This window comes from Siminovitchia sediminis (genome assembly GCF_042680885.1).
In the GTDB taxonomy this organism is placed as follows: Bacteria; Bacillota; Bacilli; order Bacillales; family Bacillaceae_C; genus Siminovitchia; species Siminovitchia sediminis.
Window position 1 is genome coordinate 121,081 of sequence record NZ_JBHUEO010000121.1, and the last position, 25,492, is coordinate 146,572.

Below are 25,492 nucleotides of genomic sequence, written 5' to 3' on the forward strand. Positions count from 1 at the left end.
TTAAAGACATTCAGGAGGATTTACAATGATTAACCATACAGAATATACAGTAGCAGATGCGATAGTAGAAGAACTGGTCGCAGCAGGAGTTGAGGTTATTTTTGGAATAGTGAGTATTCACAATATGCCAATCTATGATGCGATGCTTCGCAATGGAAAGATAAGAATGGCCACTGCGCGCGGTGAAAGCGGTGCGGTTAACATGGCTGACGCTTATGCGCGTGCAACCGGTAAACTCGGTGTAGTTTTGACAAGCACAGGTGCAGGCGCAGGAAATGGTGCAGGCTCATTGACGGAAACGTGGAATTCCGGTACTCCGCTTCTCCATATTACAGGTGAAGCAGATTCTAACTATATCGGAACCGACCAGCGTTATATCCACGAATGCAGGGACCAGCTGAAGATGATGGAAGGAGCAAACAAGGCGGCGTACCTCTTGAAGCGTCCAAAATTGATCACTCCGTTTATAAGAAAAGCAATCAAAGAGGCGCAGACTGTTCCGACAGGACCTATTACCGTCTCCATTCCAACAAATTTCCAGGCAATGATCATTCCGCAAAACCAATTGGTTGAAGTGGCAACTGTTCAAGATCCTGAAGCTAAGGTTAACCTTCCAGTTGAAGTAATTGAAAAAATTGCTACAGCAAAAAGACCGGTCATTTGGACAGGTGACGGGATTATTCATTCAGGTGCATCTGAAGAACTATTGGAATTAGTGGAGAAGATCCAGCCTGCAGTAGTCACTAGTGAATCTGGAAAAGGATCTATTCCTGAGAATCACCCTCTTTGCATCGGCAATTTCTCGTTTTTCCCTCAATTTGAGGAGCTCTTGGAAAAGGCAGATTTGCTTATTAGCATTGGAGTTCGTTTCCGAAGAGAAGAAACAAATGGATGGACATCTCCAGTTCCTAAAAATCACATCAATATAGATCTTAATCCAAATGCATTTAACCGCAACTTCGATACAATGTACGGTTTGGTTGGCGATGCCAAAGCAGTTTTACAAGAAATCAACAAAGCATTAGCAAACAGGGAGATTACTCCGGATACCTCATATGTGGATGAAGTGAGAACCGTCCGCCAAGCGGTTCGCGACAGCCTATGCTGCACGATAAAACCATATGGTGATATCGCTGCGATCATGAATGAACAGCTTCCGGAGAATACTGTCCTTATTACTGACGTAACAATCCCTGGATACATATGGGCAAACAAATTGGTCGACATTCACGAGCCTAGAAATTACCTTTACATGACTGGCGGCGGTATTGGACAAGGCTTGCCAATGGCGATTGGTGCAAAAGTCGGTCAACCGGAAAAGCCTGTTGTTCTTGTTGCAGGTGACGGCGGCTTCATGGTGAATGCTGGTGAAATGATCACTGCGGTTCAGGAGGATGCACCGGTCATCATTCTGTTATTCGATGATGGCGGCTACGGAATTTTAAAATACTACCAGGAAGCAGCTTATGGCAGAAAAACGGCAGTGGATTTGAAAAACCCTGATTTCGTCATGATGGCAAAATCTATGGGCTTTGACTCAGAAAAGGTTACTACTGTCGAAGAGTTTGAAAAAGGTTTGGCTAATGCGCTTGAAAGCAAAAAGCCTTACATGGTTGTTGTAGATGTAGAAGCATTTGGAATCCTTCACTATGAAGATTCCGATGAATATATCCGTTCTTTCCGTCCGCACAACTAATACGGAACAACTTACAAAAGTACGGCTAGGAAACATTTATCTTAACAAAACATTGGCGACCGTATGGGAGAAGTAACCTGCATATGGCAGCCAATGTTTTTATGGTGGGCGCATGGCTTTTAAAATATGACAAATGAAAAATCCGAAACAATTTATTAAATGAAATTGTTGCAAAATTGCAGTTCAATCAGCTGTGAACAAGGAGGCATAAGGTTATGGCAAAAGAATTGAAGTTATATATAAACGGGAAATGGGTGGATTCAAGCAATCCGGAAAAGCAGGATATCTTAAATCCGGCCAACCAGGAAGTCATTGCCAAATCCCCACTAGCTACAGTAGAAGAGACAGAAGAAGCGATAAAAATTGCCAAATTAACATTTGAAAGCGGCGTTTGGTCTGAACGCTCCCCGCTAGAAAGATCAACAGTACTACTGCAGATCGCTGAAAAAATGGAGGAACATCTGGAAGATATTATAGAACTGGAAATCCAAAATAACGGTAAAACCAGACGTGAGGCACAATCGGATGCTACCGGGGCAGTTTACACATTCCGTTTCTATGCTGGATTGCTCAACAATCATAAAGGTCAAATATATGAATATTCCGAGAAGTTGCAAACAATGATTGTTAAGGAACCGATGGGAGTTGCTGGATTGATTGTTCCCTGGAACTACCCTTTATTGATGAGTGTATGGAAAATTGCCCCCGCCCTGGCAGCAGGAAACTGCATTCTTTTAAAACCAGCTGAAATTACGCCAATGACAGCGGTGAAGGTATTTGAAATTATTGATGAATCAGATCTCCCGAAAGGTGTGGCACAATTGATAATGGGATCCGGTTCCAAAGTGGGGCAGGCAATTGCAGAAAGTGATGATGTCGATGTTGTTTCGTTTACTGGAAGCACCGCAGTCGGACGCAACATTATGCAGGCGGCAGCGGGCAATCTGAAAAAAGTCTCTTTGGAACTTGGAGGAAAATCACCGAACATTATTTTCGATGATGCCAATCTCGAAACAGCTATCACCTATTCGTTATTTGGAATCTTCATGGGATCTGGTCAGGTTTGCTCATCTGGAAGCCGTATTTTGGTACAAGAAGGGATTTTCGATGATTTCGTTGCCGAATATGTAAAAAGAGCTAAAGGAATCAAGGTTGGTCCGGGAAATGACGAAAATTCGCAAATGGGTGCCATCGTCAGCGAAAAACACATGGAAAAAATTTTGAACTATATCCAAATTGGAAAAGAAGAGGGTGCAACGCTTGAATGTGGAGGCAATCGCATTGAGAGGGATGGCATGCATCGTGGCTTCTTTATTGAGCCGACCGTTTTCACTGATGTAACGAGCGACATGAGAATTGTCAGAGAAGAGATATTTGGTCCTGTCGTCGCTATTCAAAAGTTTAAAGATGAAGCCGAAGTAATCAGAATTGCGAACGATACGGAATATGGGCTTGCAGGCGCTGTATTCTCCAAAGATCAAAATAAAGCGATGCGTGTCATTAAAAAAGTACGAGCGGGAATCACTTGGATCAATGCCTACCATCTGACAAATATTCAGGCCCCGTGGGGAGGCTATAAACAAAGTGGTATCGGTAGAAGCCTCGGCACGTTTGGAATGGATGAATATCAAGAGGTAAAACAAATCAATATCAATCTTGAAACAAAGCCAATTCAATGGTTTGAATGAGAATCGGGTCAGGCTATATTGCTTGACTTTTGCTGAAAAAGTTAATACAACGCGAGTGATTAATTTTGTGATTTTTTATCTAAACAAAATAAACCCCAAAAAGCCTGTACCATTTATATATCGTCAAAACTGCACCAATATAAAAAGCGCCTAACCCCTTGACAACAAAGGGTTAGGCGCTTCTCTCTTATATCGGGATGACAGGATTTGAACCTGCGACTCCTAGCACCCTACGGTGAAAGATTGATTATTTTATAACAGTTTTGGTTGTGGAAACGTTGGTATATTAACAATTTCCAGATGTATATTTTATGTGTTTGATGGAATTGGGTTCATATGCAGAAGTTAAACCCTAAACCCCAAAAGAGTATTCGTTTTTCTTTTTTTCTTCTTTCCTGTTCAATTAAATTTAGTATAATATGTTTTGCGAAAAACAACATGATTATTAATTTAACGTGTTCTGGCATATGTTGATTTATAATGAACACAAGTCTTTATTATTTCAATTTAAAAATACCCCAAGCGTTATAAAACCTTGGGGTTAAATAAATTATCCAATTTGTTTGCGGCACCCCGGTTAGCTTCTTTTAGGAAATGGCCGTAAGTGTTCATGGTCATCTGTATATCAGAGTGTCCTAAGCGCTCAGAGATTATCTTAGGATGCTCTCCTTGATTGATTAACAAAGTAGCAGCAGTATGCCGCAGATCGTGGAAACGAATTCGCTTGAAAGGGGGCTTATTCTCTTTTTCTAAATGCCCATTGATTCGGTCTAAAAACCTTCTCCACCAGGTACTAGGTACGCTTGGAAAATAAGGCTTGCCCATATTTGAAGAGAAAACAAAGAAATATTCTCCGCCTTCCCATAGTTCAGCCGCTTGAAGTCGTTCTTTTTTCTTGAAGAGGTGAAAATCCTTTAGCTCTTTAATTAAGAATTGAGGGGCCACTACAATTCTTTCTTTTCCGTTTTTAGGTGGGCCTAAAAAGAGCCCCTGTTCTTTAGTATAGGAAAGAGTCTGGTGTATGTGTATTTCATGGGTATCAAAATCAATATCATCCCATTGGAGGGCAAGTATCTCTCCACGGCGAAGTCCGACATTAATGGCTATTTTGACCATAAGGCGGTATTGCTGCTTTTCATCTTTCAATAGATCAATTAGTTGAAATACTTCGTCAGTCGTGTAAACATCATACTTTTTATATCTAACGATGGGCTTTTCGGCATTTTCTACTGGATTATGTTTAACAAGCTGGTTTTTCTTTGCAAAGTTAAAAATGCTTCTTAACACGTTGTAATGCTTTTGGATATAAGAAGATGACAGGCCGCCTTCTTTTCCATCATTACGGGTGGTTTCTAGGCTTTTCAGATAATCAGTTATATGGATGGGCATGACCTTATTCATTTGTCGGTTTTTAAAAACTGGTAGGATATGCCCATTCAGCAAATGCTCATACATTTCAAGCGTTCCTGGAGACAATTTCCCTTCTGCATATTTGCTTTTCCATTCTTCAATAAATTGTCCAAACTTCATCTTAGTGGGGTCAATATATTCCTGGGCCTCAATTTCAGTAACAAAAGCGGCAAGCATTTTCCTTGCTTCCGTTTTATTTTTTACTTTTACAGTTTTCCGCTTGCGAATCTGCTTCCCGTTTTCGTCATATCCGAGACTGACTTCCAATCTCCAGGAGTTTTTCCCCCTTTGTTCGATACGGCCAGCCATGTTCATTCACCCTCCATTATAAAGTTTTCGGTAAATTTCCTGATTTTTTGCTTGTCTAATTCCGAACAAGCCTTATTAAATTTTTGTATTTTACACAAATCATATCATAAAGATCCTTAATTATTAACTTCTTCTTGTAATATTCAAAAAGTTAAGCTGTGGCATGACAAGCTAATAATCTATTAACTTTGTTAGAGGATTGGAAAGGAATGAAGCAAATTAAGGAAAGCTATTCCTATTTTATACCCATAGCAAATTGAGAAATCAGAGGAGCAAAGCGGTAAAAAATTAAAAAAATAACAGACCCAAAATAATTTATAAAAACTACTTAGAATATCCAGCAGATGTATGTACAATGCCTTGTAAGAATATAAAAGGAGTGGAAAAACATGCCTAATCTTAAGGAAGCAATTAAACAACATTATAAAAGCCAGAAGCCAGCGTACGCACCGATTCAACGTACAACTCTGACTGTAAAGGAAGTATCTGCGTACCTAGATATAAGCACTGACTTCGTTTATAAGCTGGTTAGGGAAAAACAAATTCCCCACGTAAAAATTGGAAGTCGCATTTTATTTAAAAAAACGTCAATCGAAAGATGGCTCAATGAAATTGAATTTTCGCCATAAGGAGATGGGGAAAATTGTTTAAAATTAAGATTTTGAATCCTAAAGCAGTTTTAAAAACAGCTGTAATTCTTGAAGTTGCAGCAACAATGAGGGGATCATATGTTAGGTCATTTAAATGTATATCTCCTTCATTGTATTTTTCTAAGGTTTCTTTAAAGATTCGGTCGTAATTTAGCCTTCACCGTCCGCGGGAGGCTCGGTCCGTTTTTGCATATTTTTGTAATAAAGTCTTCATACTTCTGGGACCACAAATCACTGACCCAGTTCATCATTTCCAGTAAAGTGCCTTAATAAGCTGTTCTTAAAGCGTTTTCTGCTTTTGCAAGTTCATATAGTTATTTAATAATTACTCGTACATTGAGGATTTGATGATCCAGCCGAAAAAGAGTGGACTAAATTTATATTTTTGATACTTCCTACCTTGTTAGAAAAATATTTTCAGTCCGTGTGGCTATAAATCTCCATTAAATATAGGGGTATTCACTTGTTATGGCTTTTTTATATCCCGTTGGTGTTCTTTTTCGTATTAAATAGTAGCTTCATTGAGGGCGGAAAAACAATAACAATGACGTGTAGGGTTATTAATTTCATTATTAAATGTGCGGGTATAAACAAGTAATTAAACGAAAAGTACTAAGTTTCGGATAATTGTTCAAGAAAATTTATCTTTCAATAACTAAAATGATTCTATGCAAAAGCATAAAATCACAAAATCGGTTGTAGAAAAAGGGATTGAGGGTGAAAAAACAAAAAAAAACAAAAAAATTATAAAAATCACTTAAAACCTCCACTATGCGTAGTTAAAATGCTTAATAAAGGGAGGGAAAAAATATGTCTGGACTTCACGGAGCGATTAAAGAACACTACGAAAGGCAAAAACCAAAGTATGTGCCAATTGAGAGAAAAGCATTAGATACAAGGGAGGTAGCTGAACTTTTAGGAGTAAGCAAATTTTTGATTTACCGATTGGTTAGGGAGAAGCAGATTCCTTTTGTACGCATAGGAACTCGATTAATCTACCGAAAAAATTCTATTGAAAAATGGTTAAATGAACTGGAATACACACCGTAAGGAGAGATAAAAGTGCATGGTTAGAACACCAAGGTATGGATCAATGCCGGACTCTTGGTAGCGGCAGTAATTATTGAGAAGCCCATCTATTTTAATGCTTAACAGGTGATATATGTTACACGTTTTGGAAATTAAATTAATCAACAAAGCATTAAATGCCATAGAGAAAATCACTATCAAGAGAAAGAACTCATTTCAAAGATTTCATGATGTGGCTGGATGATTGAAAGACGGGGTATAGATGGATCAAGTTAAAAGTAAAAAACACCTACATCATAGCAGTTATGCGAATGAAGAGTCTAACCGATTATGAGGGTTCGAAGTCACCTAGACCAGAACCTTCATAAAATCACCTACATTTACTATATCATTTGTCACAATATAAATAAGATGTCTTTTAAGGGGAGGAGGTTAAAGATTGTTAGCAGCTAAAAAGACAGAGATCAGCCTTAAATACGATAAACCGATTAATATAACCAACTTTCGGTCAGCTATAGATATACAAGCAAATAATGAAACATTAACATATTCAGCCTTTTTAAGCAGATTGGTAAATATAAAAGTAACCAGGAATAAAGGTTCTGCCGGGGGTTTTGTAGGTGGATTTGTACAGAATGAGCGAACCAACAATAATACAAAGAGTCGGAGCATCGTAACCATCGATATAGATACCGACAATCCACCCCAAAACCTTAATGTTTGGGCAGAGATTGAGGGGCGGGCTAATTTTGCTATCTCCCTGTATTCCACACACAGGCACAGAATAAAAGGCCTAAGATACAGAGGTCTCATACCTTTAGCTAAAGAAATAGAGCCAAAACATTATGAAGAGGTTGCACGTTTTTTAGTTGATATTCTTGGGATAAATGACATTGGATTAGTAGTTGACGCTTCTTCATATGTTGTTTCGCAGCTTATGTACTATCCAACTTGTGAAAATCCAAATAACTATGAGTTTTATTACCAAGATGCTCCCTTATTTGATGCTAGCTTGGTAGTTAAACAGAGTAAGAGTATACCAGAGTTTAAGAATGAAAAAAAGCAAGATCCGCGCGGAAAAGCAAACTGGATAGGGGCTTGGACTTCCGTATACTCGATTACTGATGTTTTGGACAATTTCTTGCACGATATATATGAACCATTTAGGAGTGACAGGTACACATATATAAATGGAAGTACAAAAGGCGGTGTCGTCATTTATGACGATAATACATTTGCCTATAGCAATCATTCAACGGATCCTATTTCCGGTATGAATGTAAACAGCTTCGATTTATTTAGATTGCATAAATTTGGCCATTTGGACACAGAAGTAAAACATAAAAAAATAACAGATATGCCTTCTTATAAAGCTATGGTTGAGCATTGCAAACAGGATGTGAAGGTTAATGCCTTTTATAACGAGCATATTAGGAAAAGTGTGAAGGATGACTCCCGATTACACATCATAGATAATTCAATCCAGGGTGTCCATCCGGGACAGTTCTTTAATGAAAAGACGTTTCTACATCATGAATTTGCATGCTTTTTAGTAAAGAAAGAAAATATTATTCAGCTTGATGACCGGTTGCATGTATATATAAAAGGGAGATATGTAGCCGATGATAATTTGATTAAGCGTAAGATGATTAATATTATTCCAAAGTTGAAGGAAACACAGCTTAATGAAGTTATGGCGAGGCTAAAACTAATAGCGGAAGTGAAGGAGCATGCACCCACGCGCTATATCGGTGTAAAAAATGGCGTGTATGATCTAGAAAAAGATAGAATATTAAATCACAGCCCAGAATTTGTTATTACCAATCAGATTAACGCAAAATATGATCCTTCGGCTATGTGTGCGCATATTGATAATTTATTTTCAACGATAAGCGACAACAATTTGGAAATTGAACAGCTTTTAAAAGAAATGATTGGTTACACCTTGTTTAGAGAAAATTCATTTGAAAAATCTTTCATCCTAAAAGGTGAAGGCGGAAATGGAAAATCCACTCTGTTTAAAGCAATATATGCCTTTTTAGGTGATGAGAATATTTCAGCTATGTCTTTGTCTGAATTGCGAGAACGGTTCAATACAGGTATGTTACACGGCAAACTAGCAAACATTGGAGATGATATACCTTATACGTCAATTAAGGATACGTCAGTATTTAAAAAGTTAACAACGGGCGATCTGATCAAAGGCGAATATAAAGGTGAAAATCCATTCCAGTTTAGAAACTTTGCAAAGCTAATTTTTGCTACTAATCGGCTGCCGAGACTATTTGATGGTTCACAGGGGTTAAAAGACAGGCTAGTGATTGTACCTCTAAATGCACGGATACGCAGAACTCACAAACAGGATCCATTCTTTGAACACAAAATTACAACTGAAGCGGCCCGAAGTTATTTGCTTAATATTGGTCTTGATGCACTAAAAAGACTGCTTGCCAGAGGGTATTTTACGCTTCCGAAAATAGTTCGAATTTCTTTACAAGAATTTGAGATTAGTAATAATCCAGTAATTGAGTGGCTGAATGAGTATTACGAGGATGGGAAGGACATCCATGGCATGCCTGTTTCTTCAGCTTACTCTGATTATGTGAATTTTTGTGAAAACAATCATTATAAACATATTTTGAGTAAAAAGGCACTTACAACAGAATTAGAGCAGTTGAGCTATATATCCGGCAGAAAAACTGTAAATGGTAAAACTGCAAGAGTTTACCTAAAGAAGGTTTAGAAAGGTGGACAAATGTGGACAGTTCGAAGAGAATCTGTCCAAGCTAGTAATCTTGTTATGCCTGCTATGGGACCTTTTTGGACAAATGGACAGATCTTTATAACTCATATAGAAATTGATGAAAGTGAAATATTGTATGTATTTTAAAAATCTTAGTTAGAGACAGAAAAACTGCCCAATCTGTCCATATTTGCCTTGAGACTTGATGTATCAAGGGTTTAGATATGGACATATGTAAATAAGATCGTCTAAAACTTGTCGAAAACTTGTCCAAGCTATTGATTCATGGGTAATCTTGAGCTTGAAGAGCTTAGTAGGACTATACCGGCCAAGGCTTAGCGGCTATGTAGTCCATGTTACAGTTTAAGGCATTTATCTCATCGAAAAGGCGGATTTTGTCCATTCAAAGATCGAAAGATATGACAAAAATATTGAGCATTTTAGGCTTACACGTACCTTTATTTAAGAAAAGCGTACTCGAGTGTGTTATTTGACAAAATTTCAAGTTAAAAAAGTCTTATACATTTTTATCTGCAAATCCAAAAATCTAGAGGATTGATAAGAATGTGGTTCTAAACTGTTAACAAGCAGCGCCAAGAAAACTACAAGAGTAGTTATGAAAATTATAAGAGGTGAACAAACTATGTTGAATATAAAAGAAAGAATTAAAAAAGATTTTCTTAACGATCCATTATTTTTGTTGTGTTCTCAAAAAGTAGAAAATAGCAATTTACTTTTTCCGGATTTCTTGAATGAGATGTACACAGATATTCATTGTAGGTACACCATAAAAGAGGCTGAAATATGGATAAACAGAAGTGGTTCTGCTTTAAAGCATTATGTAAAAGAACTTCGTGGCTATATAAATGCTTTCAAGGAAGGAAATCGCTACAAGTTATACTATCAGGATGTTTATAAACTATTTTTGATTAATATGTTAATAAAAAAATTTAAAAAAGAATTAAAGGATGTTAAATCCGAATTAAATAATTCAGCAGGTACAGAGTCCAAGCAGCATTTTTTTGAGGACAATAAGCTAGTTGCAAAAGTAAAAAAACTCGAAAAAAGAGTAAACCAGTTAGAAGAAGAAAAAAAGAGCAAAATAGAAAAGCAAGAGATAATAGTACTAAAGCTGATCTATTAGTCTATACAGTTTCCAAATTAATCAAATGCAAGGTTTTAATGCTATCAATTTGATAATTGATACCAAGAGCGTGTTTGCTTTATTATATAATGAAAGTAAATATTCTTAGATTTGTTTCATGCTAAATTGAATATTATAAATGGTCCTAACAAGAGAAGTACTGTGGTAACGTTATAAGCAAATGGTTAAAGTGCTGTCCGCATGACAAGGCTATGTACTATAAAAACTAATTCTTAATAACGCAATGTAAATATAATGACAGGAGGAGGGACATTTTCATGGTATCAGAAGGCAATAAAAGTATTGAAAATAACGAAAAAAGCAAGCCGAGATACGGAACAGGCCTATTCATGACTTCCAAGTGGATTCCTCCCCATAGAAGGATGCTTAACAAGACTTTTTCCAAGATATTTAAAAAACTACCGAAGCCCTGGAAGTAACCTTTGTATAAGATCCGAACTATAATCCAAGATTTTTCATTTAGAGTTTGGGTTTGTTAAATAAAGTGTGTAAGTCCACTTATCAATGTATTTTAATACACTATCTTTAAGCTCGTGTTGAAGGAGGAATTGGTTTCTGACCATGGCCGAGTTTTGGATAGGGCCACCATCCCGCTCTTTGTTTTTAGTTCCTTAATGCTCAAATATAATACTTTTAACAGGGCATTCTCATTGGGGAATGCCCTTTTTTTTGTCACTTTTCTAAAACTAGAATGAATGCTTTCCACGGCGTTAGTGGTATATGATTTTTCGAAAAACACGCCATAGTTAAAGAGCTGTTTGACGTGGTGGAAATTCCTCACCCATACGTCAATGGCTCCTGGATAGGCTGTCAAAGGCACTATGGCAAGCCTTCAGACTCGGGGCGCTATATACCTTTCTTAATGAATCTAAAGAATACAGTTAAATATGCATTAGAGCCAAAAACCATAATTTTTTAGGAAAACTGTTTATGGTGTCGGGATTAAGGTGTCGGTTTAACGGGGCACCTTGACTGCGACACCGAGGTGTCGATGGATATGACAGAAAGTATTGAAATGGAGAGGGTTTTTTCTCTTCATTTTTTTATTTAGGTCGAGACTAAATATACTTTCTACAAAGCATTAAAATTCAAAACAATTAAAGCTATAGTACTCTCAAGGGCTCTTTAAATTCATTCATTTTTAGAGGGAAATTGATTAGCTTTATTTTATTATCCAGTATTTATTATGGGAAAATCCAAATACTTAAATACGAAGGTGGTAATTTAATGTTTCCGAGCACTACTGATATTAAAATAATTAATAATTTAAACATGAGTGGGGTTTACTTAAAAAAAGTGGATATGGACCTTTTATTGTTCCTCTATGAACAAAAAATGTTATCAACAGAACAGCTGTATAGATTTCATGTTCTAATTCAACCAATAGACAGAAAGCGAATATCCAGGAAATTAACTAAATTCGAAAAGAACGGACTTGTAGTTAAAAATTCACATGTCTTGTACAAGCGTGCAGGGTTAAAATTAAATATGTTTCGCTTAGGGTTAGCGGGCCTGCGTTTACTTAGTCGTTTTGGTCTTATTGAGGAAGGACAAACTACTCCAAGACTCCATCGCAACATTGACCATTACATCGGAATTAAGCATGTCCTGTTAGATGTTATTGAGATTGAGAAGGATAGAGTAGGAACAATTTTAGCAGAAGGAGGGAAGTTTAAATTTTGGTTTCAAGAAGAAGAATCTCAGGCTTTTTTTGACACAAACTTAAAAGTGAAGCTTTATCCAAAATTAAAAAAAGAAGAAAGCCAAAGTGATTTACAATCCATAAGTGATTATAAAAATAAAATAAAGGAGAGAATACCTGCGTTTTCAAAAAAAGATATCTTAATCAGTATAGCTCCGCCTAATTTTCCATTATATAGAAAGGATGAAAACGGATATCATTTATTGCCGGATTGGACATTACTTATGAACAAACATGTTTTTCATGTGGAAGTAGATGCTAGCACAGAACGGATCTCTAGCAGTTCGATAGATGGGGTTACAAGTATTGAATCCAAATTTTTCAGATATATCTTTATAGCGAAGATGGAACCAAATAAAATTCATAATGTCTTATTTGTCAGCCTTGACGATTCCACCTCTTTGAGAAAAAACTATGGAACCAAGGATATAAGGATTGGAAATCTCAAAAGAGAAATTGCTAGATTAAAAGAAGTCTTTCAACCAAATCTCAATGTTTTCTTTTTACGACTAGAACGGGTTAAAGAGCTTTGGCCGTTTCTTATCGAAAAAGCCACCGGTGCGTATGATGAAGAAAAACTCTCAAAAATAGTTGAGGTCTCATTGGATCTTAATAGAAACCATTTTCCTTTCGATGTGAGGTTCATAAACACTCAAAGTGAACTTGAAAAAATCATCCTAAATCCACGAGGATTTAATTATCCCGTCGAGCAGCTTTATATTCTTAAAAAGCGGATGGATATAGAATCTTTAAATTTACCATCAAAACAGCTGCTAATACCAATTTTTATGCTGGAAGGAGATATGTATGGTCATGAATTGATTACTTACTATTCTCAACGGATTGCAGCTGGTTCTTTGCCTGTGAATACAAAAGTGCTGGCCGTTTATTATTCAAAAAAATCAATGCTAGAAGATGTATTAAGGCAAGACACTGTGTTCCAGCATGTTTTACTGGTTAATATTGAAGAAATTCAATGGTTTAGAGAACCCGCTAAAATTTATAGTAGCAAAGGGAAGAAGCTCTTAACCTTTGAATAATTGCAGTCCAACAAACAGGGAACGCTTCTTAATTTTCCTAACTTTAAAATAATATCAAAGCAATAAGAGGATATATGCTCATAATGAACTGAACATACTATCCTCTTATTAGTTAGCCTATTTAACTAAAGTAAATTGTTTCTCTTTTATTTATTGAATAGTACCTAAATATTCGGATTTTCTTTCGTTTTTCTCCCTCTTAAACAAAGAGCGGATTAATATTATCACGAATAAGAACGTCCATATGGCAATGATTATGATAATGCCAAAGGTTATTAACGATAAGCCAAATATAAAAGTTGCAAAGAAGTCCAGTTCACCACGTGCGTTTAATAATCCCAACCGTCCAAAGAGGTCTACCACACCAATGGTGGAGAGAAACGACATAATAGGCTCAAAGAAAATACCAAACAAAATAAAAGATAGTAAGAAAACAAAACCTGGTACACCGGAATCTTTTCCTGTTTTATACATATGTCCCATACTTAATAACTCCCACATACTTAAAACCTCCTTAGTTCAATTGAACTATACTTCTCCACATAATCAAAAATCCCTTTTTTTTAAGGGAATGTTAACGCTTGAATTGGGAACCTATGTTCCTTTATAATAAATAAAAACAAATGTTCGTCGTGGGAAATATAAATGGTTTCTTAAAAATTGCAACAGGGATGCAGGCAGAGGCCTGAAATGATTTACATTATTAATGATAGTTAGCTGTTCCTACGTATTACCAAAGTATTACTGTTTCTTAAACATCAAAAGTCTACTGCATCTCCAGGAGGAAATTCTACATCTTTAACCTGTCAAATAGAAGACAAAGGAGGGAAACTTGATGGATATAAAAGATCGCGGGACTAAAAAATGGACAGCAATGATGCTCCCGGAACACGTCAAGATGCTGAAGGAATTAAAAGTGGATTATGAACTAGTCATAAAGCCGCAGCTAGATGAACAAGGTTGGGAGCAGATCAATGAGACATTATATATTGCAATAGAATACAACCTGTCAATTATTTTTACACTGTGGATAGATGGGTTTTTAAAAAAAATTGAGGGTGCTGTCCACTTTATCGATGAGATCAATAAGCTGGTTCATGTTGTAGATATAAGAGGAGATGTACATAAAATCAGATTTGATGTAATAACAGAAGTCGAATATAAGAATTAGCTGAAAAATATAAAACGGGTTTTGATGAGCCAATTTAAATCGAACCCGAATTGGGGGGATAAACCATTCTTCTTGAGAGAAGGCCTTTTGTTTGACTTTTCTTGCAATTACTAGATCCCTGTCTTAGGATATGTATATAGGAATAATTACAGGGGGAAGAAGTCATGTTGAAAAGAAATAGATTGGTTTATTCTGTAACGGCCATGGCCCTATCCGCAGTGAAGAACCATCCGATGACGGTGGCGATTCCAAACAACGTTTGGTATACCATTATTAGTACATGCAACACTAGACCCTTCCTCTGTAAACAACGAGTCCGTGTTTGTTTTAGACAGTCAGAATAAAAAAGTACCAATCCAGATAGGGCTCGTTAACAATAAGATTAACGTGGCTTCTGATTCAGCATGGAAGAGTGGAGAGTCTTATATTATCTACCTTGATAACTCCATCAAGTTAACCAGTGGGAAAAATGTTGCAACTCCAGTTAAATATTCCTTTAGCGTAAGATAATCGGGGAGCTATTATCCAAGTCTGTAATATTTCAGAAAGATGTGGTTTTTGCCATATCTCATTCTTTTAACTTCATCCTTAAACTTCAGAACAATTAGTACGTCCTAGATTTTTTAGTATTCTGTTTATAGAGTTGAACAAAACATTTCATATACTTATTGAAAATGAGATATGAATAAGAAACAAGCAAAAAAATATAAAAATAAGTCTAAATCTCTCAATAATTAGTAAGGGGACTGTCTTATGAAAAAGCTTACAGGAATTATTGTTAGCGGATTGTTCGTTGTTTTTTTGGCCGGACTGGTGCTCATTATAAACAATTCTGGTGCAAATGAAAAAAAGGATGAAACTGAGGGAAACAATCCGGCTGCAGGTAAAAAAATTGAGGCCAAGAATAACTTGACTGAAGGAAATATGGAAACAGAGGATGAAGAAGCATCGGCGAATGATGGTAAATCTGATCCTTCTAAAATTGAGTCAAAGAATACCATTAAACCAAATAATGTAAAACCTAAAGATAAAACAGTATTAGAAGCTTCAAGGATAGAACAAAAAGTGGCGGTTCAAGCTCAGGAAAAAAGCGATAAAACGGAAGAGCAAGATGAGAAAACAAAAACTATGAGAAATTCATTCAATAATAAAGTAGCCCAAAAGACACCAACACCAGAAAAGCCTAAGTCAAGTGCTACACCGCAACCGACAAAACCAGCATCTAAGCCCGCACCACAAATAACAAAGCCAACACCGCAGCCGACAAAGCCAGCTCCAAAACCGGCACCTAAGCCAACGTCACAACCAGCACATAAACCAACACCTAAGTCGCCAACAGGTGACTGGTATTTAGATGGAGAAAAAGAAAGCCGAAAATTGGATAGAGAGGTTATTGTAATAGATGGCGGCGTGCTATTTGATGATTAACTGATGAACAAGTAGGGGAAAAATAGCTTTTATTCCGACTTTGTTCATGAATTATACGTTTTTTAAACTTTGGCATAAGAGGATATTAAATGATTGGGCCCCCAAGCCAAAAACTGTTATGCAAATGGGAAAGCCGCTCCTCATATTTGAGGCAGCGGCTCTTCTTGCCTATTTGAAATATACCAAAACGCCATGTTTCGCCAACATGAATTAAATTTGATTTTAAATTAGCTTATTATCGTATCCGGTATCTATTACCTATAAACGCAAAGTTGAAAGCTGTTAAACGCTTCTGAAATCCTTTTATCAAAGGAATTGGCCTTTATTATTTGCCTGAGGAAAAGAGAGGCTGCAGAAGATTTAGCTCATCGTTCCGGCCGCCTTATAGACTTTATAGTCGCCCCTCCCTTAGATGCCCAAAAATTTCCTGGTTAATAGCGAGTGAGAGACTGTTTTCTGCGGTTGGGACGTGTCCTTTTCAAATATAGGGAACGTATCCACTTATGTAAATCATCCCCTTTATTTGGAGTAGAGGTCAATGCCTGCTTCACAATGTCAGCTGTTATCGGTTTGATTTCAAAAAAATTTCCACGCTGATTTAGGTTTAGGGCTGTCTTTTCAATGCTCCCTTGTAGAGCATACTCGAATACGACATACTGTTCAAACGTTTTAGGTTGGTAGTGTTCAATCAGATTGACGTATTCTTGCAAAATGTCCCGGTCTTTTTTTGCTTGTGCAAGTGTTCTGAAATTTTTTAGCAACTCATCCCCGCTCCTTATTTTCATTTAATTCAAACAATACTGCATAGTCTTTAAAAAGGCAAATGTTCCCGTTTTGGAAATGCATTTTATTGGTTAAATAACGCCGAAATCCAGTTATGATATTACACTATTATCGTAACCTATTTGTTCTGTGTTTGAATAGAGTACACCCTAACGATACATTAATAAACATTGATTCATAAAGGTTTTATGTGTACGATTAGACTTGTATTATAATTGTTTTGCAATATGCATAAAGAGGTGACTTTGCAAGCAATGATTATTGGTTATGCAAGAGTTAGTTCAAAAGATCAAAATTTAGCCAGACAAGTTGAAGAATTAGAAGAATTCGGATGTGAAAAAATTTTCACAGAAAAAAAGTCAGGTAATAGTTTTAAGGAAAGAGCAATTTATTACAACATGCGAAAAAAATTACGTTTTGGCGATGTGCTAGTAGTTCACGATTTAAGTCGATTTGGTAGAAACAAGCAAGACATAAAAGATGAATGGGAATCATTAATGAAAGATGATATTGATATTGTTGTTTTGAACATGCCTATTCTCGACACACGAAAATATAAAGAACTTAAAGGTGTTGGACAGTTAATTACAGAAATCGTTCTCTCATTATTATCCTGGATGGTGGAAGAAGAGCGTGAACGAATCAGAACAGCGCAGCGTGAAGGTATTGAAATTGCGAAAAAGAAAGGAAAATACAAAGGAAGAAAGAAAAAGTACCATGCCGGTGCAGCTGGTAAAGATAAAATTATATATGATGAGATTGTAAAGGAATTAAAGGTTGGAATTAGTGTGATGGATATTCATAGAAAAACGGGTGTCGCGAGAAGCACAATATATAGTATTAAAGATGAATTATTAACAAGTAGTGTTAACGCCCAATAGGTACGAGTGATAAGAATGGAAACAAGACTATTAAAAGAGATTAATAAAGTGCTAAGCTCTTTTCCTAAGTACTGGAAAGTTGGGAAATTACTTAAGAACAAAGGATTGATATTTTGTTCTTGAGTCGTTCTTTTTTAGAGGATTAATATTAAACTAAATTGTTTTATTGTTTTATTCGGTTACAAGTAAAACAATGGCTAGAAGCAAAAACATTTGCATTTTCGAAATAATAGAAAACTAGAAATAAAATTTTTGAAAAATATATTTGGGGGATATTATGGAGGAGAAACGATTAGTAACATTTGCTATTATGAATGTTCATGACAGCAATAACATAGATCAATTTGATCAATTTGTCCCTTTTGTAAAAGAATCCTTATTACGATCTTCAGTAGACACTATTTCTGCTAATGATTTGAAGAACAAAATATTCGAGCACTTTAAGATTGATTTGCCAATTAGTGTGGTAAATACCATTCTTAGGAGAAAATTACTTCCAAAAAAATATGTATTAAACACAGATAATATATTGGTTCCTAATTATGAAAAGCTTCAGGACTCAAATTTTCAAGAAATAAAACAAAAAATGATGGAGAAACATGAAAAACTTATTGGAGATATTATTAATTATTCTAATGAAAAGTACAATGAAAAATTAGAAATATCGGAGACAGAAGAGGCATTAGAATCATTTCTTGAAAAACATCAGTTAGTCCTCTTAGAAGCCTCGTTAAACTCCACGCCGGCAACTCCTTCTAGAATAGATGAAAAAAAAGATGAGCAAATCGAGTATATTATTTCTGATTTTATTAGGCATGCTCAAAATTCATATTCAGTTTCTTTCGAGTATTTAATTGATATTTTAAAAGGAACTATGTTAACCAACGCACTTTATTTTAAAGAAGATCTGTCAACAATAAATATGAAATTTAAAGCTACAGAAATTTTCTTTGATTCCACCTTTCTCATATATGCTTTGGGATATGCTGGACAAGCTCGTCAAGAACCGTGTATTGAGCTTATTGATATTTTACGATCTAACAGAGCTATACTTAAAGTATTCAGACATAATATTGAAGAAATGATCGGTATCTTGGAATATTGTAAAAACAATTTAACAAAGCGGGTACATGACCCTCACGGAACGATTAATAATTTTCTGGATTTAGGTTATAGTCCAGCTGATATTGATAGGATTATTTTTGGAATTGAAAAAGAACTTAATGAACAATTTAGAATTAAAGTGGTTGAAACGGTTGATTATGATGAGCATGATTATGTAATATCACATGAGGATTTAGATAAACAATTAAAAGAGAATATGTTCTATCGAAATGAATTTGCTAGGGATAGAGATGTACAATCTGTATCAGCTATAATGCGATTGAGGAGAGGGCTTAAGCCATATCATATTGAAAAAAGTAGAGCCCTATTTGTAACAAACAATTTTACGTTTGCTCAAACAGTAAAAAAATTCTTTTTTAATGAAGAAGATCCCAAAAGAGTACCTGCCGTTCTACATGATTCGATACTTACAAATCTAATGTGGTTAAAAAGTCCATCTAAAGCACCTGATTTACCGAGAAAACGGCTTATTGCTGAAACATATGCAGCCACACAGCCTTCAGAACACTTATGGAGTCGTTACATAGAAACAGTAAACATTTATGAACGTACCAAAACAGTTAATGAAGAGGATATAGTTTATCTTCTATATTCACAGGCTGCACGTGAAATGGTAATGGATATAACGATGGGTGATGCAGAAATTATTTCAATAGGAACAATTAAGGAGATACTAACTGAAAGGGATAATCGGGAACAAGGAAGACTAGATGAAGTAAGAATGGAAAAAGAGCAGGAGATTACATATTTAAAAGAACAACTCAGACTTTCTGAAGGACAAATGGCTACTGCATTGGAAAAACAAAAAAATAAGACAACAGTACTTGCTCAAAAAAGGGCAAAAATAACAACTAACACAATATTTACAGTTCTTTCAATTGTAGTAGGTTTAGCAATTTATTTGAATAACTTTGAAATGATCAAAAATACCTATCCAATTATAAGTAATGTAATTATTATTGGTTTGGTAATAATCCCGACCTTATTAGGATTTTTTAATATAAATTTGTTACCATGGAAAAATAAGATAAACAATTATCTCACGATCTTTTTCGAAAAGGGAATCCAGAGAAAATATTATGATAATAATACCAATTCGAAATAATGCGCCGGATTATTGTGTTTTTTTAAATCAGTATTATTTGTCTATAGCTACCGATCGGTGTTTTTTGAACAAGGATTTCCGTGTGAAAAAACCACCTCATTTTTATTGATTCTAAGTATTGATAAGGGCGGTTATCGTTAGTTAAGTTGGCAATTTATTTTTAAAATTACATTTTTATCAGAACTAAAGCCAAAATTAAAGCAGCCCTTTTTTCGGGCTGCTTTGATTGTCAGTTGTTACCAATGCTACTTTTTAATATATTAGTGAGTTCTAACATTTTCTCAATTTTTTCCACAATGCGTCTTTGTTCGGATAGTGGAGGAATACCGATAATGTAGTTCTCTAAAAAACTTTTAGGAATCCTTTGTTGCCCAGCTGTACCAGTAAAACTCTTTACACCATCATTAATAAAAGATTGGGTTTTGAAAATGTAAAGTAAATATTTTAAGTCCACTTTGGTGCTATATGGTCTAACAATAAATAGCTCTGTCGTACCCGCACCAATACCATTTGGCAAGCCATTAAAAATAACAGATTTCCTATTCTCAAAACAAGGTGTAATTTTTGCAATTGCTATATCATTATTTTGAAAATGTGTATAGCCTTTTTTGATCTTTCCCCAAAGTTTATTTTCGAACGTATGATGATTGTTAAACCCGTCACATATCCTCTTCATCGGAACAAAGCCGGCATCAACTTCATCATCCGCTTTATTTTTAGGATTAATCAAACATATATCTTTTAATCGTACCCATTCCCATGAAGAAGGGAGCTCAAAGGGGGTCTCATTATCAACAATTGGTGGCAATTCCTTTTCACGCTTAATCACTTTATCCTTAATGAGTTGTTTTTTTTCTTCTTTGATGCTCTCTAACAAAACACTGGCTGGTTCATCGTTAGGGTCTTGTTCAACCAGTTTCCCCTGCAACGCGTACTGCAGGATCGACTTTTCCATATTTGTTGGGAAGGTGTTGTTCAATGCTGTTATCTCTCGTTCTAAAGCATCGTATTTGTCTACTTTTTCAAACATTTTCTCGATTTTTTCTACAATGCGTTGTTGTTCCAATAATGGCGGCAGGGCAACGACTAACCCCAATATATCTTCTCTACTAATACCAGGAATAGCGACCCCAACCTTTTTTGATTGGAACTTTGCTTTATTTAAACTAAGGATATACCATAAGAATTTCCTGTTTGCGAAAATAGGCCTAATGGCCATTAATTGTCTTCCGATAGATGCATTTTCGCTTAGGATATTAATTTTTCCTACACCAGAGCCCTTTACTGTTATTAATATATCGCCTTTATTAACTGTCACTTTTGGTTTTGTTGTCCATTTACTAATAATAGAATATATTTCTCCAAAATCAGTCGGTCCAGTTAAGTAGGGGAATCCTTGTTGATTTTGATTATAATTGGCATTAGTAATATGCTGACCCGAGATTAAATTTATCACTTCACCAAGTCGAACCCATTTCCATGATTCAGGTATTTCAAAAGGGATTTCATCTTCACTAATAGGAGGCAATGCTTTTTCACGCTTAATGGATTTATTTCTAATAAGTCGTTCCTTCTCTTCTATAATTCTTTCCAACAGCACACGGGCCGGTTCATCTTTGGGGTCCTGTTTAACCAGTTTCCCTTGCATAGCATATTGAAGAATTGAATTTTTAAGTTGTTCGGTCTTCATAGCTTACCACCCAGCATCACTTGAATATCGGCCAGAATACTATCGATCTGCTTATTCAATTCTGTCCTTTTCTCCTGATAACTTTCCATTAGCTCCTCAGGATCAAGAATTTCTTCTTCTTCTTGTGGGAAGCCACATAAATCTAAATTGTAGTTGTTTGAACTGATTTCTTCCACCGTGTATTTTTTAGCCTTATCGAAATTGCCTTCTTTGATTTCAACGCGGTTTTCCCACCATTCCATGGCTGGTGCGAAATGTTCCAGCTTGATGGGACGGGTTTTGGAGAAGTTTTTGTATCCCTCTGGCATATCTAAGCGATAGAACCATGTTTCCTTCGTTGGATGAGTATTATCAAAGAACAGGATGTTTGTACGGATACTGGTATATGGCGCAAAAACACTGTGGGGCAGACGAATAATCGTGTGCAAATTGAATTCCTTCATGAGCTTCTCTTTAATGGCCAATTTGGCATTATCCGCACCGAACAAGAAGCCGTCAGGTAGAATGATGCCTCCCCGACCGTTTTTCTTTAAACGATACATAATGACAGACATAAACAGATCGGCTGTTTCACTGCTTCTTAGTTCCATTGGGAAGTTCATTTTAATGCTGTCTTTTTCCGAACCGCCATAAGGGGGATTCATTAAAATTACATCATAACGGTCTTTCTCTGAAAAATCCCGCACGTTCTTTTCCAGCGCGTTACCGTGAATGATAAACGGATTGTCGATGTCATGCAGCAATAAATTGGTAACGGCCAACAGGTGAGGAAGAGCTTTTTTCTCGATTCCAAATACGGCCTGGTTATAGGCTTCTCTATCCTCGACAGAATGAACCTGTTCCTCTAGGAAATTCAATGAAGAGGTCAGGAACCCTCCTGTACCACAAGCGAAGTCTGCAATCTTATCCTTTAATTGCGGCTTCACCATTTGTACGATGAAGTCAGTCACGGCACGAGGAGTGTAATACTCTCCAGAAGACCTTTGATTTTGCAAGTCTTTCAGGATCTGCTCATAAATATCATTGAAATCATGGCGTTCCTTATGGTCGGTAAAGTCCACTTCATCTATGACGTTTACTACTTGACGCAGTAAGACGCCATCTTTCATATAGTTGTGCGTATCTTCAAAGGCGAATTTTACAATAGACTTGCTAACCGGAGTATGTTCATCCACTTCTATATTTTTCAATGAAGGAATCAATTCCTCGTTTACAAACGACAATAGGGCCTCGCCTGTTTTCGCTTCTCCGTCTTTTTCATCAACCGCCCAATTCCGCCAACGATATTCTTCAGGAATGATAGACTGGTAGTCATCATTATGGAATTCCCACAATTCTTCTTTGGCATCGTACACTTTCAAAAAAAGCAGCCATACGATTTGTTCAATGCGCTGCGCATCTCCGTTTACACCAGCATCGTTTCGCATAATGTCTTGTAATCTTTTGATGAATGATCGAATTGTCATGATCTTGCTCCTAAGCTAAATATATTTCGTCCTGCAACTGTTTTACGGCGTTCAAATAGCCCTTTTTTCCACCAAATGCCTTGACGATTTTCAATGGGCTCCCGAATTTTTCAAATTCCTTTAGTTCCAATACTTCTGTGCCTTCAAGCTCATTGATGCCTTCATCCTTATATTTTTCCAATAGGGTTTCCAATACATCTCTTGCCACATCTTTATACTGGTAGATGTAGCCACGCTTTCTGACATTATTCGCTCTCTCAGCTTTCGTCAATGGAGGCTGGTCGAAAGCCAAATGGCATATGAGGTCAAAATCATCCAGATCTTTCAGGTTCTCATTTTCACGCAGAGCATCGAGTAAAACGCCATGCTCTTCCAACTCATCAATAATGGCCTGTTTTTTTTGCTCTGAATTCCACTTATTTAAAAACGCTTCGAGCGTGGCGTATTCTTTTAGGATGTTCTTCTTTGTATAGTCGGTTAAACTTTCGGTAATGAGCTTGCCGCCTTTGTCGTAATACTGCACCCGTTCGCTTAGTACCTTTACATCAACATTGTTTATTCGGAACTTTTTCGGTGGTTCTACTGTGCCATCGCCACCAGTTCCTGGGTCGCCTCCAGGCTCAGGCGGGAAGCCATCGATTGGGCCATCATCCGGCGGCTCTGGCCCCGGGGCCACAATAGGTCCTTCTGGAGGGATATCAATGACGTCTTCCGGATCTCCGTCGAAATCAGGATCTGCAAACAAGCGACTCGCATTTCTGAAGTCGAGAATAGTGAAGTATTCCTTACCATGCTCTGGGTCCAAGCGTGTACCACGCCCAATAATCTGCTTGAATTCTGTCATGGAATTGATATTTGAATCCAGCACAATCAACTTGCATGTCTTCGCATCAACCCCCGTTGTGAGTAGCTTGGAAGTGGTCACAATGGTTGGGTACTTGCTCTCTCGATCAATGAAGTTATCGAGCTGGGCTTTTCCCACTTGGTTATCTCCTGTGATTCGCATAACGTATCTTGGATTGTCCTTCACCAAGTCAGCATTCTCATTCACCAGTGCTTGTCTCATTCGTTCGGCATGGTCAATATCAATGCAGAATACAATCGTCTTGGCGAAAAGGTCTGTCTTTTTCAGAAACTCGGTAATCCGTTGGGCCACTTTTTGAGTGCGGTCATCAATGATGAGGTTTCTATCATAGTCTTTTACGTTATACTCACGGTCTTCAATAGGATTTCCGTATATATCCAGCTTTCCTTTCTCCGGCCGGTAGCCCTCAAGATCAACATCCATCCCTACACGAATAACCTTATATGGTGCAAGGAAGCCATCATCAATCCCCTGTTTTAAGCTGTAAGTGTAAATGGGCTGGCCAAAGTAATCTGTGCTGGACACCTCCTTTGTCCGGAGGGGCGTAGCTGTCAGACCGATATGTGTTGTGCCTTCGACACTGAAGTAGTCTAAGACTTTTCTCCATGCACTTTCTTCTTTCGCTGATCCCCTGTGCGCTTCGTCAATTACAACCAGATCAAAAAAGTCCGGTTTGAATTGGCGGAAGGGCTCTCTTCCTTCCTCTCCAGCCAATTGGTGATACAAAGCCAAATAAATTTCGTAAGAGCTGTCCAATTTGCGATTTTCTACTTTTGTCATAACCTTTTCGAAAGGTTTGAAGTCATTGGCCATGGTCTGGTCAACTAGCACATTTCTATCAGCTAAGAAAAGCACTTTTTTCTTTTTGCCTGCTTTCCATAAGCGGTAAATGATCTGGAAGGCTGTATAGGTCTTTCCCGTACCTGTTGCCATTACGAGGAGTATCCGGTCCTGACCTCTTGCGATGGCATCAACGGTTTTATTTATGGCAATCCGTTGATAATACCTCGGTGTCTTATCGCCTAATTGGAAATAATAAGGTTCGTTAATCATTTCCTTCTGCTCTTCACTAAGGTTTCTTTCATGCTCGTATCTTTCCCAAAGCTCCTCAGGTGTAGGAAACTCGTCCATTGGAAGCTCTCTTTCTTTTCCAGTCAACATGTCATGTTCTAAGAAGCCGTCACCATTCGAGCTATATGTGAAGGGGATATCCAAAATATCAGCATACTCAATCGCCTGCTGAATGCCTGCACCAATCGAATGTCTATTATCCTTGGCTTCAATGATTGCAATAGGATAATTCTTTTTGTGCATTAGTAGATAATCCGTTCTTTTTCGCGGTGCTCTAGTTGTTAAATTCCCACGCACAATGACTCGCCCGTCTGTGAAGTTATGTTCAAAAAATACATTAGTCTGCACATCCCAGCCGCTTTGGGTTAATGCTGGTGTAATGAATTTATTTTTAATATCTTCTTCAGTCATTTGTTTTTTAGATTTCATTGGACCTCCTCCTTTTTAACGGAATACTTGAGTATTATTGTACCAT

At 36.8% G+C, this 25,492-nt stretch carries 18 protein-coding genes and 1 pseudogene; 12 read left to right on the top strand and 7 right to left on the bottom strand.

Annotation, left to right across the window (positions count from 1 at the left end):
- The first annotated feature begins 25 nt into the window (after positions 1-25).
- Both ACFSCZ_RS19790 and ACFSCZ_RS19795 read left to right on the top strand, forming a co-directional pair.
- Entirely contained in the window at positions 26-1,696 is a 1,671-nt protein-coding gene (locus ACFSCZ_RS19790; protein ID WP_380776793.1) for a thiamine pyrophosphate-binding protein, read from the top strand.
- 215 nt (positions 1,697-1,911) lie between these two features.
- Complete coding sequence (locus ACFSCZ_RS19795; RefSeq protein WP_380776794.1) at positions 1,912-3,384, top strand: aldehyde dehydrogenase family protein; 1,473 nt, start codon at positions 1,912-1,914, stop codon at positions 3,382-3,384.
- A 525-nt stretch (positions 3,385-3,909) separates the two neighbouring features.
- On the opposite strand, the gene ACFSCZ_RS19800 is transcribed toward ACFSCZ_RS19795, so the two are convergent.
- The gene (locus ACFSCZ_RS19800) at positions 3,910-5,109 is read right to left on the bottom strand and encodes a tyrosine-type recombinase/integrase (RefSeq protein WP_380776796.1); all 1,200 of its coding nucleotides are present in this window, start codon (positions 5,107-5,109) and stop codon (positions 3,910-3,912) included.
- A gap of 383 nt (positions 5,110-5,492) precedes the next feature.
- Between ACFSCZ_RS19800 and ACFSCZ_RS19805 the strand changes: the two genes are divergently transcribed.
- From ACFSCZ_RS19805 to ACFSCZ_RS19820, 4 genes are all read left to right on the top strand, one after another.
- Positions 5,493-5,732 (top strand): helix-turn-helix domain-containing protein, encoded by a 240-nt coding sequence (locus ACFSCZ_RS19805; protein ID WP_380776798.1) that lies wholly within the window; start codon positions 5,493-5,495, stop codon positions 5,730-5,732.
- An 831-nt stretch (positions 5,733-6,563) separates the two neighbouring features.
- Positions 6,564-6,803 (top strand): helix-turn-helix domain-containing protein, encoded by a 240-nt coding sequence (locus ACFSCZ_RS19810; RefSeq protein WP_380776800.1) that lies wholly within the window; start codon positions 6,564-6,566, stop codon positions 6,801-6,803.
- 418 nt (positions 6,804-7,221) lie between these two features.
- Complete coding sequence (locus ACFSCZ_RS19815) at positions 7,222-9,525, top strand: DNA primase family protein (protein WP_380776802.1); 2,304 nt, start codon at positions 7,222-7,224, stop codon at positions 9,523-9,525.
- Between the two features lie 643 nt (positions 9,526-10,168).
- Complete coding sequence (locus ACFSCZ_RS19820) at positions 10,169-10,669, top strand: hypothetical protein (RefSeq protein WP_380776804.1); 501 nt, start codon at positions 10,169-10,171, stop codon at positions 10,667-10,669.
- A gap of 476 nt (positions 10,670-11,145) precedes the next feature.
- Here the strand turns inward: ACFSCZ_RS19820 and ACFSCZ_RS19825 are convergent.
- Positions 11,146-11,556 (bottom strand): annotated as a pseudogene (locus tag ACFSCZ_RS19825) (transposase); the annotation flags it as partial.
- 361 nt (positions 11,557-11,917) lie between these two features.
- Between ACFSCZ_RS19825 and ACFSCZ_RS19830 the strand changes: the two are divergent.
- Entirely contained in the window at positions 11,918-13,432 is a 1,515-nt protein-coding gene (locus ACFSCZ_RS19830) for a replication-relaxation family protein (RefSeq protein WP_380776806.1), read from the top strand.
- 150 nt (positions 13,433-13,582) lie between these two features.
- Here ACFSCZ_RS19830 and ACFSCZ_RS19835 read toward each other — a convergent pair whose 3' ends face one another.
- Positions 13,583-13,933, bottom strand: coding sequence for a hypothetical protein (locus tag ACFSCZ_RS19835; RefSeq protein WP_380776808.1), 351 nt, complete (start codon positions 13,931-13,933; stop codon positions 13,583-13,585).
- Between the two features lie 334 nt (positions 13,934-14,267).
- On the opposite strand from ACFSCZ_RS19835, the gene ACFSCZ_RS19840 reads away from it, so the two are divergent.
- The 3 genes from ACFSCZ_RS19840 to ACFSCZ_RS19850 all read left to right on the top strand — a co-directional run bounded on the left by ACFSCZ_RS19840 (position 14,268) and on the right by ACFSCZ_RS19850 (position 16,031).
- Positions 14,268-14,603 carry a YolD-like family protein gene (locus tag ACFSCZ_RS19840; protein WP_380776810.1) on the top strand — a complete coding sequence of 112 codons (336 nt, stop codon included), beginning with the start codon at positions 14,268-14,270 and terminating at the stop codon, positions 14,601-14,603.
- A 318-nt stretch (positions 14,604-14,921) separates the two neighbouring features.
- The gene (locus tag ACFSCZ_RS19845) at positions 14,922-15,113 is read left to right on the top strand and encodes an Ig-like domain-containing domain (RefSeq protein ID WP_380776811.1); all 192 of its coding nucleotides are present in this window, start codon (positions 14,922-14,924) and stop codon (positions 15,111-15,113) included.
- Positions 15,114-15,356: 243 nt separating this feature from the next.
- On the top strand, positions 15,357-16,031 hold the full coding sequence (locus tag ACFSCZ_RS19850; RefSeq protein WP_380776813.1) for a hypothetical protein: 675 nt from the start codon (positions 15,357-15,359) through the stop codon (positions 16,029-16,031).
- Between the two features lie 431 nt (positions 16,032-16,462).
- Here the strand turns inward: ACFSCZ_RS19850 and ACFSCZ_RS19855 are convergent, their stop codons facing one another.
- Entirely contained in the window at positions 16,463-16,792 is a 330-nt protein-coding gene (locus tag ACFSCZ_RS19855; RefSeq protein ID WP_380776815.1) for a hypothetical protein, read from the bottom strand.
- Positions 16,793-17,068: 276 nt separating this feature from the next.
- Here ACFSCZ_RS19855 and ACFSCZ_RS19860 point away from each other — a divergent pair, with 276 nt between their 5' ends.
- Together ACFSCZ_RS19860 and ACFSCZ_RS19865 are read left to right on the top strand one after the other, a co-directional pair.
- Positions 17,069-17,695, top strand: coding sequence for a recombinase family protein (locus ACFSCZ_RS19860; RefSeq protein ID WP_380776850.1), 627 nt, complete (start codon positions 17,069-17,071; stop codon positions 17,693-17,695).
- Between the two features lie 277 nt (positions 17,696-17,972).
- Positions 17,973-19,925: a hypothetical protein gene (locus ACFSCZ_RS19865; protein ID WP_380776817.1), complete on the top strand. Its 1,953-nt coding sequence runs from the start codon at positions 17,973-17,975 to the stop codon at positions 19,923-19,925.
- A gap of 229 nt (positions 19,926-20,154) precedes the next feature.
- Here ACFSCZ_RS19865 and ACFSCZ_RS19870 read toward each other — a convergent pair whose 3' ends face one another.
- Genes ACFSCZ_RS19870 through hsdR form a run of 3 tightly spaced genes read right to left on the bottom strand, consistent with a single transcriptional unit; the run spans position 20,155 to position 25,446 of the window.
- Positions 20,155-21,615, bottom strand: a complete 1,461-nt coding sequence (locus tag ACFSCZ_RS19870; protein ID WP_380776819.1) for a restriction endonuclease subunit S — start codon at positions 21,613-21,615, stop codon at positions 20,155-20,157.
- Positions 21,612-23,081 (bottom strand): class I SAM-dependent DNA methyltransferase, encoded by a 1,470-nt coding sequence (locus ACFSCZ_RS19875; protein WP_380776820.1) that lies wholly within the window; start codon positions 23,079-23,081, stop codon positions 21,612-21,614. The genes ACFSCZ_RS19870 and ACFSCZ_RS19875 overlap by 4 nt, the downstream gene beginning before the upstream one ends.
- A 10-nt stretch (positions 23,082-23,091) precedes the next feature.
- Entirely contained in the window at positions 23,092-25,446 is a 2,355-nt protein-coding gene (hsdR, locus tag ACFSCZ_RS19880; RefSeq protein ID WP_380776822.1) for an EcoAI/FtnUII family type I restriction enzme subunit R, read from the bottom strand.
- Positions 25,447-25,492 lie beyond the last annotated feature (46 nt).

What these genes read in the sequence shown, in the direction of transcription:
- hsdR (WP_380776822.1), bottom strand. Translation starts at nt 25,446, where the DNA reads ATGAAATCTAAAAAACAAATGACTGAAGAAGATATTAAAAATAAATTC.
- ACFSCZ_RS19810 (WP_380776800.1), top strand. Translation starts at nt 6,564, where the DNA reads ATGTCTGGACTTCACGGAGCGATTAAAGAACACTACGAAAGGCAAAAA.
- ACFSCZ_RS19835 (WP_380776808.1), bottom strand. Translation starts at nt 13,933, where the DNA reads ATGTGGGAGTTATTAAGTATGGGACATATGTATAAAACAGGAAAAGAT.
- ACFSCZ_RS19850 (WP_380776813.1), top strand. Translation starts at nt 15,357, where the DNA reads ATGAAAAAGCTTACAGGAATTATTGTTAGCGGATTGTTCGTTGTTTTT.
- ACFSCZ_RS19790 (WP_380776793.1), top strand. Translation starts at nt 26, where the DNA reads ATGATTAACCATACAGAATATACAGTAGCAGATGCGATAGTAGAAGAA.
- ACFSCZ_RS19800 (WP_380776796.1), bottom strand. Translation starts at nt 5,109, where the DNA reads ATGAACATGGCTGGCCGTATCGAACAAAGGGGGAAAAACTCCTGGAGA.
- ACFSCZ_RS19830 (WP_380776806.1), top strand. Translation starts at nt 11,918, where the DNA reads ATGTTTCCGAGCACTACTGATATTAAAATAATTAATAATTTAAACATG.
- ACFSCZ_RS19860 (WP_380776850.1), top strand. Translation starts at nt 17,069, where the DNA reads ATGATTATTGGTTATGCAAGAGTTAGTTCAAAAGATCAAAATTTAGCC.
- ACFSCZ_RS19795 (WP_380776794.1), top strand. Translation starts at nt 1,912, where the DNA reads ATGGCAAAAGAATTGAAGTTATATATAAACGGGAAATGGGTGGATTCA.
- ACFSCZ_RS19840 (WP_380776810.1), top strand. Translation starts at nt 14,268, where the DNA reads ATGGATATAAAAGATCGCGGGACTAAAAAATGGACAGCAATGATGCTC.
- ACFSCZ_RS19875 (WP_380776820.1), bottom strand. Translation starts at nt 23,081, where the DNA reads ATGACAATTCGATCATTCATCAAAAGATTACAAGACATTATGCGAAAC.
- ACFSCZ_RS19865 (WP_380776817.1), top strand. Translation starts at nt 17,973, where the DNA reads ATGGAGGAGAAACGATTAGTAACATTTGCTATTATGAATGTTCATGAC.
- ACFSCZ_RS19820 (WP_380776804.1), top strand. Translation starts at nt 10,169, where the DNA reads ATGTTGAATATAAAAGAAAGAATTAAAAAAGATTTTCTTAACGATCCA.
- ACFSCZ_RS19870 (WP_380776819.1), bottom strand. Translation starts at nt 21,615, where the DNA reads ATGAAGACCGAACAACTTAAAAATTCAATTCTTCAATATGCTATGCAA.
- ACFSCZ_RS19805 (WP_380776798.1), top strand. Translation starts at nt 5,493, where the DNA reads ATGCCTAATCTTAAGGAAGCAATTAAACAACATTATAAAAGCCAGAAG.